This is a genomic window from Paenibacillus sp. FSL P2-0173, from assembly GCF_038008045.1.
In the GTDB taxonomy this organism is placed as follows: Bacteria; Bacillota; Bacilli; order Paenibacillales; family Paenibacillaceae; genus Paenibacillus; species Paenibacillus polymyxa_B.
Genome location: NZ_JBBOYK010000003.1, coordinates 581,282 through 597,108, shown reverse-complemented (window position 1 = coordinate 597,108; position 15,827 = coordinate 581,282). Strand labels below are relative to the sequence as shown.

The window sequence follows — 15,827 nt, the reverse complement described above, 5'->3', positions numbered from 1 at the left end:
TTGTTTTCCCCCTGATTTAGAAAATTCCAATTTTATCAATGACATTGAGCGTAATGATCCACACTGGAATCATGACGACAGAAGTGATAGTAGATAGAAGCGATGCATTAGAAGTTAATATGGCTTCCTTATCAAAACTGATGGCATAGGCTGCGGCTACGGTAGCTGTAGGAGTAGCCATCATGATGACAATAGTAGCTAAAGCGACAGAATCGACTGACAGAATATGGGATACAGTCAACAAAGCCAGCAAGACGATGTTAACAATAGGAACAAGCCAAACCTTAACTATGCTGTAATACCAAGAGGTCTTATCAGTAGCTGCCGACTTGAAGCTGATCTCCCCCAATGTCGAGCCAATCGATAACCAGGCTAATGGAGAAGCTAGTCCAGCTAGGTAGGTCATGGGCTTGAACAGCCAGACAGCGGTTTGATCAATTCTTAGAAAGGCGAACTGCTGAATGGCCCCATCCTCTGTAGCTACACTCATCTGTGGCAAATAACCTTGAAACAACCAAACAAACAAGCCTAGAAACGTGGCGATAACGATGGGATTCAAAAACATGGTTTTGAGATTTTTAAGCTCCATTTTCAAGCCGCTCATTTTGATATAGCCATAGGAGTATAAGAAAATGCGGTACCCTATGTTAAAAATGGAACTGTACATCACTCCGGTAGGACCGTAAATGGCTCCGACAATTGGAATTCCGAAAAAAGTAGTAGAACCGAAAATGGTTAACACCCGCAAAACATCCTGTTTATCCTTGTTGTAGCTCAGGAAGAACGGTTTAGAAATAAAGATGAGAATAATATAAATTAGAACTCCCCATATTAAAACATTCATGCCTTGTTTTAACATTGTAGGATTAATATCCTGCATGAAAGAATTAAAGGCTAGTGCTGGTAGAGCCACGGTTAGAACAACCTTGGATAACATCTTTCCTACTGCTGCGTTAAAAATCCCCTTCTTCCGGCAAAAGAAACCAAGAAGGATAATAAAAACGGTGGAAGCGATAGAACTGAGAATTTTGTTATCTGTTAAGGTCGCTGTAATCATTTCTAGTAAAGACATAGATAAAACCCTCTCTTGTACCTTTTTTCACATAAATGACGATGCAGAATGTGACGATGCAATTCCCTGATCTTTTGGCCAAAGTGTTGGTTTGCACTTTTATAGTAAAATGACTTTGTGAAAAAAAGAACAATATCTAATTAATTTAACTTATGAAACTAATTTAAAAAATTTATACGTTACATCAGATGGTAAATGAAACGAGAGGGCACGTCTTCACGGAATGATTATTTATTGGCTTTGTGAGTGCTCATCAACATCCGTGCTATAATGTAAATCATTAAACCCTACTTGATTAGTGGGTTAAATAGAAAAGACGAGCAGGAGGGGTCACATGAACCCGATACAATATATACTGGACGAATTTCAGCTGATCGTGCTGGACGGCGCCATGGCGACCGAACTGGAGCGTCATGGACATGATCTGAACGATAGCTTATGGTCAGCTAAAATCCTCCATGAGCATCCGGAGTCGATCAAGCGTGTACATAGGGATTATTTTGAAGCTGGGGCAGACTGTGCGATTACTGCGAGCTATCAGGCTACCGTTGAAGGCTATGTTAAACGGGGCCTAAGCGAAAATGAGGCGCTGGAACTGATTCAATCATCGGTGCGGATTGCTGTGCAGGCACGCGATGAGTTTTGGGCTGACGTGACGGCTACTGCTAGTCAGCGGCATCGTCCCAAGCCGCTAGTCGCGGCCTCTGTTGGCCCTTACGGGGCGTTTTTGGCAGATGGGTCAGAGTATCGCGGCGATTACAAGCTGAGCGAGGAACAGCTAGTGGAGTTCCACAGGCCGCGTATGAAAGCTCTGATTGAGGCGGGTGCAGATATTTTAGCTTGTGAAACGATACCCTGTCTGGTTGAAGCCAAGGCCATCGCCCGATTGCTGAAGGAATTCCCAGGCACGTATGCCTGGATCAGCTTTAGCGCAAAGGATGGGCAGCATATCAGCAATGGTGAGTCTGCCGCTGCATGTGCTGAGTGGCTGAATGGGCATGAGCAAGTGGCCGCTGTAGGAATCAATTGCACTTTGCCCAATTTCGTTCCATCGCTTATTCACGAAATACGCAGTCACACGGATAAGCCTGTGGTGGTATATCCCAATCTGGGGGAGGAATATGACCCGGTCAGCAAGACATGGCACGGCAGCACTTGTACAGAGACATTTGGACAAAGTGCCCGCCAATGGTATGAAGCGGGAGCTCGTCTGATTGGCGGCTGTTGCCGGACTCAGCCGCTGGATATTGAGGAAATAGCATCATGGACGAGAGATGTATAAACGAGGATAAGCGTAGCGTAGGGATAAAGGTTATCTATAAGAGGTAACTCGATGGCCCGAAAAAGAACAAGCAGGCTGAACCAAGTTGTGCTCCAGCAATGGAGCAGCTTGGTTCAGCCTGCTTTGTTGACTACCTACGCCGATCCGGTCAGCTTTCTGCCAAACGTTCCAGCAGCGCGTCCCCATTGCGGCTCACCCGAATATGGGCAAAATGTGCGTTCTGTTCTACAGTACGTCCGGTTCCCTCAGGGATGAAATAATTCTCAATACCGTACAGAATACGAGAACCATACCATTGTCCATTTAGAACGACCTCATGACTGGTAAGTTTTTCACCATCTTGATATAGGCGATCCGCGACGTATACTCCTTGGCTATCTGGTGTGAGAACGACTTTGACCTTGCCTCGGCTCCATTCCTCCTCCTGAAGAGGGGTCTTGGAAGGCGGGGTAGATATGTCGTAATTCAGTGCCACATAATCGCCTTGCAGCAGGGAGCGCGGGTCTATAGGAGCCAGTTTGAGCTTAATTGAAGCCCCTGTGGCGAGCAGGGTTTCACTTCTCGCCGTCTGATAGCCGATGATCCCCAGCTGTAGCACGATGACAATAGCGATGAGTAACGGGCTTAAGCGCATGAAGCTAAAGCTGCGGTGGTCGGCATCAAATGCTGCTTTGCCGCTATGGTCCATTCGCCGATCCGCCCACCAGGTCAAGCCGAGTGCAATGACCCCTAGAAGCGCCAACGTAAAAGACTTATACAGTAGCGTCCACAATAAATCATAGTATTTGAAGCCGATAAAAATAAACCAGAAGACAACGCTCATGAGGGTCTCCGATTTTTGTTTCAGACGGGCAAAGGCAAAGATCATCCCGGTAACGATAACAAAATAAAAAATGTTAATGAACATATAAGAGTATGGAATGACATCCTCGAAAAACGTCGCCCAAAAAAGGAACAACAAGCTGAAAAATAATGAACTATTCCGCAGATGTTCTTTTAACTCCGTCTTGAATTTAAAGTAACTTACCCCATATAACACGGCATTGACGATGAAAAGAGAGAAAATGATGAACTTATAGGTCCAGTTCCAACCATCCCACTCCTGATACTGCTGAAATAAAATGGTCGCCAGATTCAGGTTTACAAAGGTGTAGGCAAAAAACAACTGCCTTTTCCCCTTGGAGCGAAACCATCCAGCGATGGAAACGATCAGAAATAATACCGAAAGCAACGACTGATCTGACCATAGAATGGCCGCCAAGCCTGTAATATAGCTGATGGTCAGCAGTGTATAACGTATTACCGAATCCAGCTTGGATTCCGGTATGACAATCATCGAAATCATAAGCAGCAACGACACAACCAACAGTACATATTCGGTGTGGTTTACATTCGTGCTAATCATAATCAATCCGATGAGAGATATACTACCGATCAGCACTCCAACCACTTTGATTACACGGGATACGGTTTTGCTGATCCATTCACTGCCATGTTCCTCGGGAACGGTCGTCTCAGTCTTTGATGTACTAATGTCCGTTATCCCTGCTTCCGGCGGTGTTTTTCCCAAACGATTCAAATAACGGAAAAACCACACGTTACCCGTCAGCAGCAGCGCCACAAAAATCAAACCAAACACAAAAAACAGAGATGAGGAGTACGCCTCTGCCAGCTCTATAAATTTAAAGACAGCAAACGCTGAGAGCGCCAATGCATTCAAGGTCAGTAGCGTTTTATTCAGTCGCACCTTGATAAATATATAAAATCCTAAAGCAATCACAGCGATATACGGTATATTCATGACCAGCCCATACCCATCAAATGCAAAAGAGTTGGTCATCGCTAACATGGCTATATGAAAAACAGTAAAGCTCATATATTGTAGTGGAGCAGAGCGTATACGATGAAGGAACGCCAATAGAAACAACACCAGATTGACCAGTGCGAACACTCCGGCAATCGACAATGATCGAAGTTCGCTATAAGGCACACTTTGCATCGTAGGGTAAAAATAAAGCCACAAACCAAGTTGAATCAGTACATAAGACAGCATATAAAAGGGATTGTAGCGAGTAATCCAGCTAAGTAGCAGAGCCGGCACCGACCAAATGAAAAACAATCCGTAGCTGTCCGCATGGGAATTGTAAATTTGACCGAGCAATGCCACGGAAACGCCAAAGGCTATACAGCCAGCCACCAAAAACATATTAGACAGAAAAGCTTGTTGGCCGGGAACAGCACGTATCCGTGCAAATACAAAAGACAAGCCATAGAACAGAACAATAAGCGCAGCAGCAAGTACAATCTTGGATGTCCGATCCAGTCCGCCCCAATTGGAGGCGAAAAAATAAATAATTGCGGCCAGTATCAGTGAGATGCCCAGCAGATAGCCCGTACGTATCGCATTGAATCGCAGCATGGATTTCACGTACCTTTCCTGTTGGTTTGAAGCCTATTATAGCGTTGAAAGGGCTCAGAACCAAGTGGAAATTAGGATCAGGTCATAAAAAGAGAGCCACCGTATACGGCGGCTCTCTTTAACGTTACTGGATTCCGACTAAGCGTTGACGGTACGAATCTCTTGCCGGGACTGATGTCGGAAGCGATACTCACGCGGTGGAATCCCTGCCGTTTTCTTAAATGCCTTGGAAAAGGTGGACATATCGGTATAGCCGATGGACTGGGCTATGATCGACAAATTGTAAGTTGTCTGCTCCAGTAATCTTTTGGCTTCGTTAATCTTGAGGTTTTGCAAATACTTGGCGGGAGAGATGAGGAAGGTGGAATGGAACTTACGTGAAAAATGCGCACGATCCACACCTACATGCTCGGCAATTTGCTCAATCGTAACACGGTCACAATAATGCATTTCAATGTAATCTTTCCCCTGCTGGAGCCAATAATCAGAGCATACAAAGTTGCGCAGCACGTCAGATGTGTTGCGGGATAACTCCTCGAAGATCTGATGCAGTGTAATCAAGCGGGCCAGATCGCTACCCTGTCTGTTGTCGTTTACGATGGAAAACAGGTTGGAGATAAGCTCAAGGATTTCCTCGCTCACTGCGTTAGCCATAAATGGCGTAGAGGGATTAATTCCGATCCGCTCCAGTAGCGCGAGGGATTTAGGTCCCTCAAAGGCAATCCATACCTTTTGCAACGGGTGCTCCTGATCGGTGTAATATTCATGGGCAAGATGCGGAAAAAAACAGAATAAATCAGACTTTTGGACACGGTACTTCTGCTGCTTATAAATAAACTCAGCCTGACCTTCAAGTACAAAAATCAAATAAAAATAAGGAACAGCCTTGGGACCGACATGGCAGCTTGTTTTCGAAATATCCATACCCAGTCTGACTGGCCAAATGGCGCTGGATTTTTCCAGTTCGGTAGCTGTGAAATAATGGTCTTCCACGATGTCGAAGTGATCTTCATTTTTTGCTCTTTTCATAACTTGTCACCTCTCCTTTGGTGGAGATAAGGGAATTTTGATTTTATTGTATATAAAGGGAAGCGTAATTACAAGTTAATTCATTGGAATTAAGGGTTATATAATTAAAACTAGGTATGCCAAAGGCTCCATGGTCGATTTGAGACGAGCCATGGAGCCTTTTAAGTTCTGTATTATGAGATGAAGATTAGCCTACATTTATACGTTCAGGATGCCTTCTTTTGGAGTAACGTTGAAGGCTTTGGCCAGATCGGCCAATTCCTGATCTGTAATCCGTTGCTGAATATCATGGTGTGCAATGAGCATATAAATTTGCGCTGCCTTTTCAATCGTTTCAATCAGGCCAAACGCTTCATCAATGGAGCTGCCCGTTCCGAAAATGCCATGATGAGGCCATAATACAGCGTGATGATCCTTCATTTTTTTAGCCGTTTCGCGGCCGATTTCGCTGGAACCTGGTACCATCCAAGGGATTACACCAATACCGTCTGGAAAGACGACAATACATTCGGTACACATTTCCCACAGCGTTTTGGTGAATTGGTTTTCGTCCAGACTATGAATGAAGGTCATGGCAATAACATGGGTGGCATGATTATGAATCACAACACGATGGTTAGGATCGACCTTCAAGCGCTCAATGTGGCCCATAAAATGGGAAGGTAACTCACTGGTAGGCACTGCGCCATGTTTGAGGCCCCACAAGACTTCCAATTGCTCACCATCCTGGGAGACACGAAGGACTCCTAAGTTAGCTTCTGGATCTGCAATTACGTTTTTAAAATATTTTCCTGATCCGGTGACGATAAAATATTTACCAGCCAGTTCATTCACCGGGAAGGCAGGTTTGATCGTCCGAATGACCTGATGAATATCTATATATTTTGCAACCTCAGCTTCATCCAGAATATAGCTTACATTACCTCCATTGCGTTCATCCCAGCCGAATTTCCACATGTTTTGTGTAATTTCCGCCATCTCGCGAACAAATGGGATATCCAGTCCCGATTTGCGTTCTTTTTGATTCTCCAGCACAGTAGTCATGGATAATCTCTCCCTTTGTATGATATGAATATAAGCATTATCAGTGCAGTAGTTACCGTTTCAGCAGCACCTGTTGTTCATAGTTTTTTACTTCGGCCAGCCATTCCTCACGAACAGGAACGCCGTTTTGAGCGCAATAGTAATCCCATATGGCACCAAACGGATACGATTTAAACTCTTCGACCAGAGCAAGACGAGTGGTGAAATCCCGTTCCTCTTCCGCCTGCTTTAATGCTTCAATCGGTTCAAGCATAGCGCGAAGCAGCGCTTTGATCGTGTTGCGTGTTCCGATGACCCATGCTGCCACATGATTGATACTTCCATCAAAGAAATCAAGACCGATATGGGTTCGGGAAAGCAATTCACCGCGAACCAGCTCACGGGCAATGTCCAGCAATTCGTCGTCCATCGTCACGACATGATCACTGTCCCAACGAACCGGTCTGCTGACATGGAGCAATAATTGATCGGTGAACATCAGCACAGAGGACAGTTTGTTCGAAATGACTTCGGTTGGATGGAAGTGACCAGCGTCGAGACAGATGGATTTACCGCGTGTCAGGGCGTATCCCATATAGAATTCATGTGAGCCTACGACATAGCTTTCCGAGCCGATGCCAAACAGCTTGCTTTCAACCGCATCGATGTTGTATTCCTCGCTGATTTCCTCGCTGAAAATTTCGTCCAGCGCATCACGCAGACGTTCTCTTGGAGCCAACCGATCAACCGGAGTATCTTTATAGCCATCCGGCATCCAGTGGTTTGTGACACAGGGCTGACCGAGTTCTTTGCCAAAATGCTCTGCAATCCTGCGTGATTTTTTGCAGTGTGTGATCCAGAAATCGCGGATTTTCGAATCCTTGTGACTCAGTGTGAAGCCGTCTTCCGCTTTGGGATGGGAGAACAAAGTTGGATTAAAATCAAGCCCGAGCCCTTGCTGTTTGGCCCAGTCTACCCAGTTCTGAAAATGGCGTGGCTCCAGTTGATCCAGATCCACTTGTTCTGTGGTGTCCGCATAGATTGCGTGCAGATTGACCTTGTGTTTACCCGGAATAAGCGATAGAGCTTTTTCTAAATCCTGACGCAACTCATGCGGCGTGCCTGCTCTGCCCGGGTAGCTGCCCGTTACGGCAATCCCCCCGCTAAGCTGTTTGTCTTTGAACAGAAATCCCTGAACATCATCTCCCTGCCAGCAGTGCAGTGATATTTTGATTTGTGAAAGCTTCTGTAAAATGTCGTCAACTTGAATACCGTGGCGGGCATACAGCTTTTTCGCTTCGTTATAACTGGCTTCAATAGCTTCATTCATGGCTTTACTCCTTTATTGAGATATCTGAATAGAGGATGTTGCTTGTATCTTGAGGCGCTCCCAGCGATCCAGGAGTTCTTGCAAGCCTTCCACCGATTTCGGTTCATATAGCCGAGTCGGAAAGGAGCGGGCGATGGTTCGGCCAGCAGCTTGGAGATCTTCAAGAGCACCAGAGCTGATTAATTGCACGACAATATTGCCGATGGCTGTAGATTCGGAAGGACCTGCCTGAACCTCAATTCCCAAGAGATCGGCTGTAAGCTGACATAGTAATTCGTTGTTAGCGCCTCCGCCGACAATGTACAATCTGGTAATCGTTTCGTCTGTTAAACGTTGCAGTTCGTGTAAGGCATCGCGGTAGCTTAAGGCCAGACTGTCGAAAATACAGCGGGCGAGCGAACCCGGCGTTCTGGGGCTGGGCTGGCCTGTTTCTTCACAGAATCGCTGGATTTCAAGGGTCATACTATCCGGGTTTAAGAAGGACGACTGGTTACAGAGGACGAGACTGACAAACGGTGTCTCTGCTGAAGCCAGTTCGGCCAATTCAGCAAAGCTATGTGCGGAACCGCCCTCTCTCCTAACCTCCTGAATCATCCACAATCCCATAATATTTTTCAGAAAACGGTACGTACCGTAAGCACCCCACTCATTGGTGTAGTTCGCCTGCATGGCTGCCTTGGTATTCAAGGCTTTGGAACGTTCCATTCCCAGTAGTGACCACGTTCCGCTGCTAATATAGGCCCAAGATTCTTCCCGCTGTGACGGAACACCTGCAACAGCCGATGCAGTATCGTGAGTAGGCGCAAGAATGATCTGACAGTCCGGAAGATCGTATTTTTGAACAAGCTCCGGCAAAAGAGAACCCAGAACCCGTCCAGGCTCGGCAAGCTCTGAAAACTGATTGCGTCGCAGTTGGAGCAGGGAAAGCAGGTCTTCATCAAACTCTCGTGTGTTCACGTTGAGAAGCTGCATCGTGGACGCATTCGTCATTTCATTGATCATGATGCCTGTCAGGCGATAGTACAGATAATCGGGGACCATCAATATTTTATCCGCCTGGGCAAGCTGTTCCCGATCATGGACAAACAGTTGATACAGGGTATTAAAGTTTAGTTCCTGAATGCCTGTTTTCTCATACACAGCCTCTCGACTGATGATCTGGTGCAGCCTGTCGGGCGCATGGAGGGTACGTGCATCCCGGTAAGCGTATACCTCATGAATGCGGTTTCCTTTCTGATCAAGTAGCACGTAATCTACAGCCCATGTATCAATGCCGAGCGTACAGGAGTGAATCCCCGTCTGTTTAGCTTTTTGCAAGCCCTGAATAATCTCATTCAATAGTTCGTCGATATTCCAGTAATCGTGTCCGTTTTTTTCGGTAAAGGAGTTGTTGAAACGGTGAAGCTCTTGCAAGTGTAGCTGGTCACCTTGCAGAGTTGCACTTACGAGCCTTCCGCTTGAAGCTCCAATATCAACAGCAAGATAATTATTCATACCCAATCTCCTTGCATGGATAAAATACTGGCAGCCTGAAAGTCTGCCTTTTGCTTTCTTAACTAACTCCATACTACTTCCGTTTTTCTTTGTAGTCAACATAAACGGAAGTATAATTTGTGGTTTTATTTTTGTTTTCTAAAATTATAATTAAAATTAAATGTTGTTTTGCATGTATTTTTGTTTTTTATCTGTTTTCTACAATCAGGATTATGCAAAGTCCTTACAATATATATACCTTGAACAAAGGTCGGCTTGATTTACGATATTCCAATTGTGGAAGGTTCTCCAAATGCCGCTGTCTGTATGAAAAATAGTCTTGAAACCGCCCGCCAGAGGGTGTAGTATACAAGATATCAATTTCATATGACTCGTATAATATTGGGGATATGGCCCAGAAGTTTCTACCGGATGACCACTGTAATCGTCCGACTATGAGTGATAGCGCATCGGCTTTGGATGAATGCGGGCATTTATTTGTGCGCCAATCCGTCAGGGATTACAACCCCAAGGACAGGCTTCACTTGAGAAACAACTCAAGGGAGCCTGTCCTTTTTTTGGTTTTGGCAGGTTTTATACTATTTTAAAGTACAGAAGGAGCGATACTCGCATAATGAAAGCTTTGGAGGAACGTATTCGTCAAGAGGGACAAATTTTATCTGATACCGTACTAAAGGTAGATTCATTTTTGAATCATCAGGTAGATACAGCATTAGCATTGGAGATTGGTAAGGAGTTTGCACGCCTTTTCGGCAGTGCTCCGATCACCAAGGTGCTTACAATTGAAGCTAGTGGTATTCAATTTGCTATGGCTACTGCTATTGCCTTGGGGGTCCCTTTCATTTATGCGAAGAAAAAGAAAGCAATCACGCTGAATGAGCAGGTATACTTCGCAGAGGTTCATTCGTTCACTCGGCAGGAAACCTATCAGGTGAGTATTTCCCAAAAATATCTCCATGCCAGCGACCATGTGCTGATCGTAGATGATTTTTTGGCTACTGGCGCAGCATTGGTCGGACTTACGGATATTGTGAAGGAAGCAGGAGCGGAGCTGGCCGGGGTTGGCAGTGTGATTGAGAAGAGCTTCCAGGAAGGCCGTGGACTGTTGGAGCAAAGAGGCATTGCTGTGCGCTCTCTTGCGCGTATCGCTTCCATGGCACCAGGCGAGGTTCATTTTATAGAGGAAGCTGGCGCGGTGATTCCTCCCGTTAAGGAGAATGTGGGATGTTAAGTAAACAAAAGTTATTCGCGCTGGGCTTCCAGCATGTCATGGCGATGTACGCTGGAGCAATTGCTGTACCTCTAATTGTAGGGGGAGCATTGCACCTGACGCCAGCCCAGATGGCTTATTTGGTGGCTGCCGATCTGTTCACTTGCGGGATTGCTACGTTATTACAGATTATGGGCACACGCTTTTTCGGTAGTAGACTGCCTGTCATTTTAGGTTGTACGTTTACGGCAGTAGGGCCCATCATCGCGATTGCTTCGACCTCAAATTTAGCGACAGCGTATGGTGCCATTATTTTGTCTGGTATATTTGTGGTGTTAGCAGCACCGTTGTATGGCAAGCTGCTACGCTTTTTCCCGACGGTGGTTACGGGTTCGGTCGTTACGATTATCGGTCTATCCCTTATTCCGGTGGCGATGAACAATGTAGCAGGGGGCCAGGGCAGTTCGGACTTTGGACAGCCACGTAATTTACTGTTGGCGTTAGTCACACTACTGGTTATTCTGCTTGTGAATCGGTTGGCAAAAGGCTTTTTGCGCTCGATTTCCGTGCTTATTGGTTTGTTCGCGGGCACAGTGGTTGCTTATGGAATGGGAATGGTGCATTTTGCTCCCGTGGCGGAGGCCTCATGGGTGAGTGTTGCACAGCCGTTTTATTTTGGTAAGCCAGAGTTTAGCATTATGGCAGTTTGTACGATGATTATCGTCAATATTGTCAGTATGGTTGAGTCTACGGGCGTTTATCTGGCAGTAGGCAAAGCGATTGATCAGAAGGTGGAGCAGAAGCAGATCGTCAATGGTCTGCGTTCCGAGGGACTTGCGATCATGCTTGGGGGTATTTTTAACGCGTTTCCTTATACAGCTTTCTCGCAAAATGTGGGTCTGATCTCACTCACACGCGTCAAATCGCGCAACGTTATTTTTGCTGCGGGCGGTATCATGGTTGTTCTCGGTTTGCTGCCTAAGCTGGCTGCTTTAACGACAGTGATTCCTAACGCTGTGCTGGGCGGGGCGATGATCGTCATGTTCGGCTCGGTCGCTGCATCAGGCATGTCTATTCTGTCAGAAGTGGATCTGCGGAAGGAAAGCAATCTGCTGATCGCAGCATGCAGTATTGCCGTGGGCCTAGGCTCTGCCGTTCTGCCACAAATGTTCGACCAGCTGCCGAGCTTTGCCAAAATGCTGTTGCAAAATGGTATCGTTTCAGGCTCGATTACAGCGATTGTCTTGAACATCGTTTTGACGAGAAAACAAGGGGACTCGGTCAAAAGCGTGACGGTTCAGGAGGTTCCACAGAAGGTTTGATGATTAGGAATAAATAAACCCTTGCCGTCTGGGGACATATAGATATTGACCCTGTCCGACTGTGCAGTGGCGCTAAAGTTAACTCTTAAGTTGATTTATTTACTAGAGGAATTTGCTAGAGTAGTGGGCGAGGCAGTGGTATAATTTACCTTATGGATTTTGAATAGTGGTGGATGTTTTCGGACTACGGTGCAGCTTCCCGAAAGGGGGTGAAGCCGATGGTCACACTTGTGTCGTGCTACGATGTGTTGCGTTGGGTGGTTACGTTACTAAGCCTGGTGTTTAGTATTCGTAAACTTTATCGCTGGCTACGTCGAAAATTTCGGAACAAGCGAAAACCCACCGCGTAATTAGGTTGGCCCCTAACGGTGGGTTTCGTTTGCATTAACATTTAGTTATGCAGCGCGCCGTGGTGGTGATCCACAGCCTTTCAAGTCCTAAGAGTCTTTGCCGTTGGCGCGGCGAAGACTCTTTTTAGTATACGGACACGATGATTATCTCTATACCTAATTTTAGCACGTTCATTTCGTGCACGCAATGAATAGACATCACCTTCATTCTCGCCACATCGTTCAAATTTAAATTATTGTGCAGCATTTATTGACAAGCCTGTGACAACAAAATAAGATCGTAATGGAAAGAAATAAAGGAAGAAAACAGGTGTGAGCCGGACGACTCTATGTACGAGGTTTTGTTGAGACCATGTAGATGGTTGTTGAGCGTGTTCACTTAAAAGGGAAGTTCGGTAGATTCCGACACGGACCCGCCACTGTATACAGGCATCAGCAGGATACTGCTGGAGCTTTCAGAACAGCCACTGGAACTGTGAAGAACCGGGAAGGCCTGAAAGATGCGCCTGGAGTCAGGAGACCTGCCTGTTTTGACATCACTGTCAGACCCACGGGATGCTGGGGAGGTGGTTAGGCGTGCTGCATACGGAATGTCTGAAACCGATCTGATCCCTTCTATGTTTTTGGAGTTGGCTTCGAGGTGAGTTTTGACATTTTATAATGAAAGCATTTCTGACTGCTGATCAAGTGGTCCGGAATGCTTTTTTCGCGTTTTGCGTTAGGTTTATATGATTTTACAAGATAGAGGGGGATTCATTGAATGATTAGCAATCGTAGCAGGCGTTCATGGTTGATATGTACAGGGGTGATGCTATTTCTGGCAGTTATGGCTCTTTCGGGATGTACCAGCAATAAGACGTCGGATAGCTCCGGCAAGGGTGAAAACGCGTCAGCACAACAAACAGCGACAGGTAAAAAGCTGATAATGGCGTATACATGGAAACCGTCAGGCGTTGACCCGCACGGAGATAATAGCTGGGATGTGATGCGATCCGGTGCAGGTGAGACACTGGTACGTTTGAATGAAAAGCTGGAGCCTGTGGCTTGGCTGGCAAAGGAGTGGAAGCAGGATAGTCCTACAGTTTGGACGTTCAGCTTGCAGGATAAAGTCACTTTTCATGATGGAAAGAGTATGGATGCAGCAGGTGTAAAAGCGTCTTTGCTGCGCTCTATCGAGAAAAGCCATCTGGCGAAGGATTTACTGAATGTGAAGTCCATTGATGTAAGCGGCCCGCTGGCTTTGAAAATCACGACAAACCAGCCGAACGCGGCGCTGGTGTCCAATCTAGCTGATCCATCGACAATTGTACTGGATGTGGCATCGATGAAAGATGAGCAGAGTTACCCAGCGATGACAGGCGCCTTTAAAATCAAAGCGTTCAACAAGGACCAATCGTTGGTCGTAGAGCGTTATGACGGATATTGGGGCGAGAAGGCACGACTGGCTGAAGCGACGATGAAGTTCATTACGGACGGGAATTCGCGTCTGATGGCGCTGCAATCCGGCGAGGTGGACGTAGCGACGGATATTCCGGTTGATAATGCAGAGGTACTGAAAAAGAATGACAAGCTACAAGTGCTGTCGGCTCCCTCCTTGCGCACCCATATGATCGTGTACAATATGGAATCGCCAGTATTCAAGGATGCGGCGAACCGTAAGGTGGTGGACAGCCTGATTCCACGCACATCGATTGTGAGCGCCGTCATGAGGGGCTTCGGTACGGAAGCAAGCAGCCCATTCCCGAGCATTCTTCCCTTTGGTAAAGTTGAGCGTAAAGCGCTGGGGGGAACGGCAGAGCAGCTGTTGACGAAGGATGGCTGGCAGAAGGACGCCCAAGGGACATGGACTAAGCAAGGCAAGCCGTTCGAGGTTACGCTGCTGACTTTCCCTCAGCGTCCGGAGCTCTCTGTTATGGCTGAGGTCATCCAAAGCCAATTGTTGAAAGAGGGAATCCAGGTCAAGATTCGCAAGGTGGAAAATATCGACGAGGCGTTGACCAAAAACGATTGGGATTTTGCTATGTACAGTATGCTTACTGCTCATACAGGAGAGCCGCAATATTTTATGGACATGTTTTATTCTTCGAAAAGCGAAGCCAATGTAAGCCGGTATAGTTCCAAACCGCTAGAGAGTATTCTTAACAGCTTGAAGCTGGCGAAGGATACAGCGCAGCGTAATGCTGTGACACTACAAGCGCTGGATATCATCAATGCGGATTTGCCACAGTCGTTCATTGTGCATCCTGATAATGTGTTTGGTGTGAAAAAAGGGGTGGAGGGTTTTACACCCCATCCGATCGAGTATTACTACATTACAGCGCAATCTGATATTACGGAATAACGAGCTGCGTATCCTATGATTCGTTTTATACTGGAACGTGTGGCGCAGCTGCTCATCATTGTATTCGTTGTATCCACGCTGACTTTTGTACTGATGCGGCTCGCTCCTGGTGACCCTGCTACTATTTTGCTCACCGCGCATAATGTCCCTGCCTCTGAGGAGGCGTTGACGACGCTACGGCAGGAACTGGGCTTAAACGAGCCGCTTCATATTCAATATGTGAACTGGCTGCGAGATGTGTTCACGGGGCATTGGGGCACCTCGTATGTATCCAAGGAATCCGTGCTAGCCGAACTATGGAACAGACTGCCTGCTACTGTGGAGCTAGCTGCTGCGGGCTTTGCCGTCATGACGGTGCTTACGCTGGGGCTGGGACTGGCTGCCTCGCTAAAAATCAGCGGCCCACTGGATCGTCTGGGCAGGCTGTTTGCCCTGCTGGGATCGTCGATTCCCTCTTTTTGGCTTGGTTTTCTGTTGATCTATCTATTCTCCGTTCGCTTGGGCTGGCTCCCATCCATGGGAAGGGAGGACTGGACACATCTAGTGCTCCCAGCGCTGACTCTTGGCGCAGGTTTGGGAGCGGTGCAAGCCCGTGTACTGCGCGCTCAAATGCTGGAGCTGGGTGACCGGAATTTTGTGAAAGCAGCGAAGGCTCGAGGCTTTTCACGTATGCATATCCTGTTTTTTGAGATATTTAAGCATGCGGTTCTGCCTATGATTACACTGCTAGGTACCAATCTATCATTTATGCTGGCAGGTAATGTCATCGTCGAGACCATTTTTTCATGGCCGGGGTTAGGTAAGTATTTTATAGATGCGATTACCCAGCGAGATTATCCGGTGATTCAGGGGTATGTTATTTTTGCCGTATTTTTAATTGTAGGTGTTCAGTGTTTGGTGGATTTGGTCCAGACGGCGATAGATCCGAGGCTACGTTTGCGTTAAGGGGGAAGCT

Annotated in this window: 11 protein-coding genes and 2 riboswitches; of the genes, 5 read left to right on the top strand and 6 right to left on the bottom strand. The window is 46.6% G+C overall.

Annotation, left to right across the window (positions count from 1 at the left end; genetic code table 11):
* Positions 1-16: 16 nt before the first annotated feature.
* Entirely contained in the window at positions 17-1,072 is a 1,056-nt protein-coding gene (locus MKX30_RS19055; protein WP_025720201.1) for an AEC family transporter, read from the bottom strand.
* Positions 1,073-1,406: 334 nt separating this feature from the next.
* On the opposite strand from MKX30_RS19055, the gene mmuM reads away from it, so the two are divergent.
* Positions 1,407-2,354, top strand: a complete 948-nt coding sequence (gene mmuM / locus MKX30_RS19050; protein ID WP_028540887.1) for a homocysteine S-methyltransferase — start codon at positions 1,407-1,409, stop codon at positions 2,352-2,354.
* A gap of 148 nt (positions 2,355-2,502) precedes the next feature.
* Here mmuM and MKX30_RS19045 read toward each other — a convergent pair whose 3' ends face one another.
* The 5 genes from MKX30_RS19045 to rhaB form a co-directional block, all read right to left on the bottom strand.
* Entirely contained in the window at positions 2,503-4,773 is a 2,271-nt protein-coding gene (locus MKX30_RS19045; RefSeq protein ID WP_341063321.1) for a GDYXXLXY domain-containing protein, read from the bottom strand.
* Positions 4,774-4,911: 138 nt separating this feature from the next.
* Positions 4,912-5,802: a helix-turn-helix domain-containing protein gene (locus MKX30_RS19040; RefSeq protein ID WP_075154949.1), complete on the bottom strand. Its 891-nt coding sequence runs from the start codon at positions 5,800-5,802 to the stop codon at positions 4,912-4,914.
* 198 nt (positions 5,803-6,000) lie between these two features.
* Positions 6,001-6,846, bottom strand: a complete 846-nt coding sequence (gene rhaD, locus MKX30_RS19035) for a rhamnulose-1-phosphate aldolase (protein ID WP_023990992.1) — start codon at positions 6,844-6,846, stop codon at positions 6,001-6,003.
* A gap of 52 nt (positions 6,847-6,898) precedes the next feature.
* A complete protein-coding gene (rhaA, locus tag MKX30_RS19030) occupies positions 6,899-8,155 on the bottom strand; it encodes an L-rhamnose isomerase (protein WP_341063262.1) in 1,257 nt (418 codons plus the stop codon).
* Positions 8,156-8,167: 12 nt separating this feature from the next.
* Entirely contained in the window at positions 8,168-9,649 is a 1,482-nt protein-coding gene (gene rhaB, locus MKX30_RS19025) for a rhamnulokinase (protein WP_341063260.1), read from the bottom strand.
* A 351-nt stretch (positions 9,650-10,000) separates the two neighbouring features.
* Positions 10,001-10,104: riboswitch (purine riboswitch) on the top strand.
* A gap of 158 nt (positions 10,105-10,262) precedes the next feature.
* Between rhaB and MKX30_RS19020 the strand changes: the two genes are divergently transcribed.
* From MKX30_RS19020 to nikB, 4 genes are all read left to right on the top strand, one after another.
* Entirely contained in the window at positions 10,263-10,880 is a 618-nt protein-coding gene (locus MKX30_RS19020) for a xanthine phosphoribosyltransferase (protein WP_341063259.1), read from the top strand.
* Entirely contained in the window at positions 10,874-12,181 is a 1,308-nt protein-coding gene (locus MKX30_RS19015) for a nucleobase:cation symporter-2 family protein (RefSeq protein ID WP_028540883.1), read from the top strand. Before MKX30_RS19020 ends, MKX30_RS19015 begins: the two co-directional genes overlap by 7 nt.
* 689 nt (positions 12,182-12,870) lie before the next feature.
* Positions 12,871-13,074: riboswitch (cobalamin riboswitch) on the top strand.
* 217 nt (positions 13,075-13,291) lie between these two features.
* Complete coding sequence (locus MKX30_RS19010; protein WP_341063258.1) at positions 13,292-14,872, top strand: ABC transporter substrate-binding protein; 1,581 nt, start codon at positions 13,292-13,294, stop codon at positions 14,870-14,872.
* Between the two features lie 15 nt (positions 14,873-14,887).
* Positions 14,888-15,817, top strand: a complete 930-nt coding sequence (gene nikB / locus MKX30_RS19005; RefSeq protein ID WP_023990985.1) for a nickel ABC transporter permease — start codon at positions 14,888-14,890, stop codon at positions 15,815-15,817.
* The last annotated feature ends 10 nt before the right edge of the window (positions 15,818-15,827 follow it).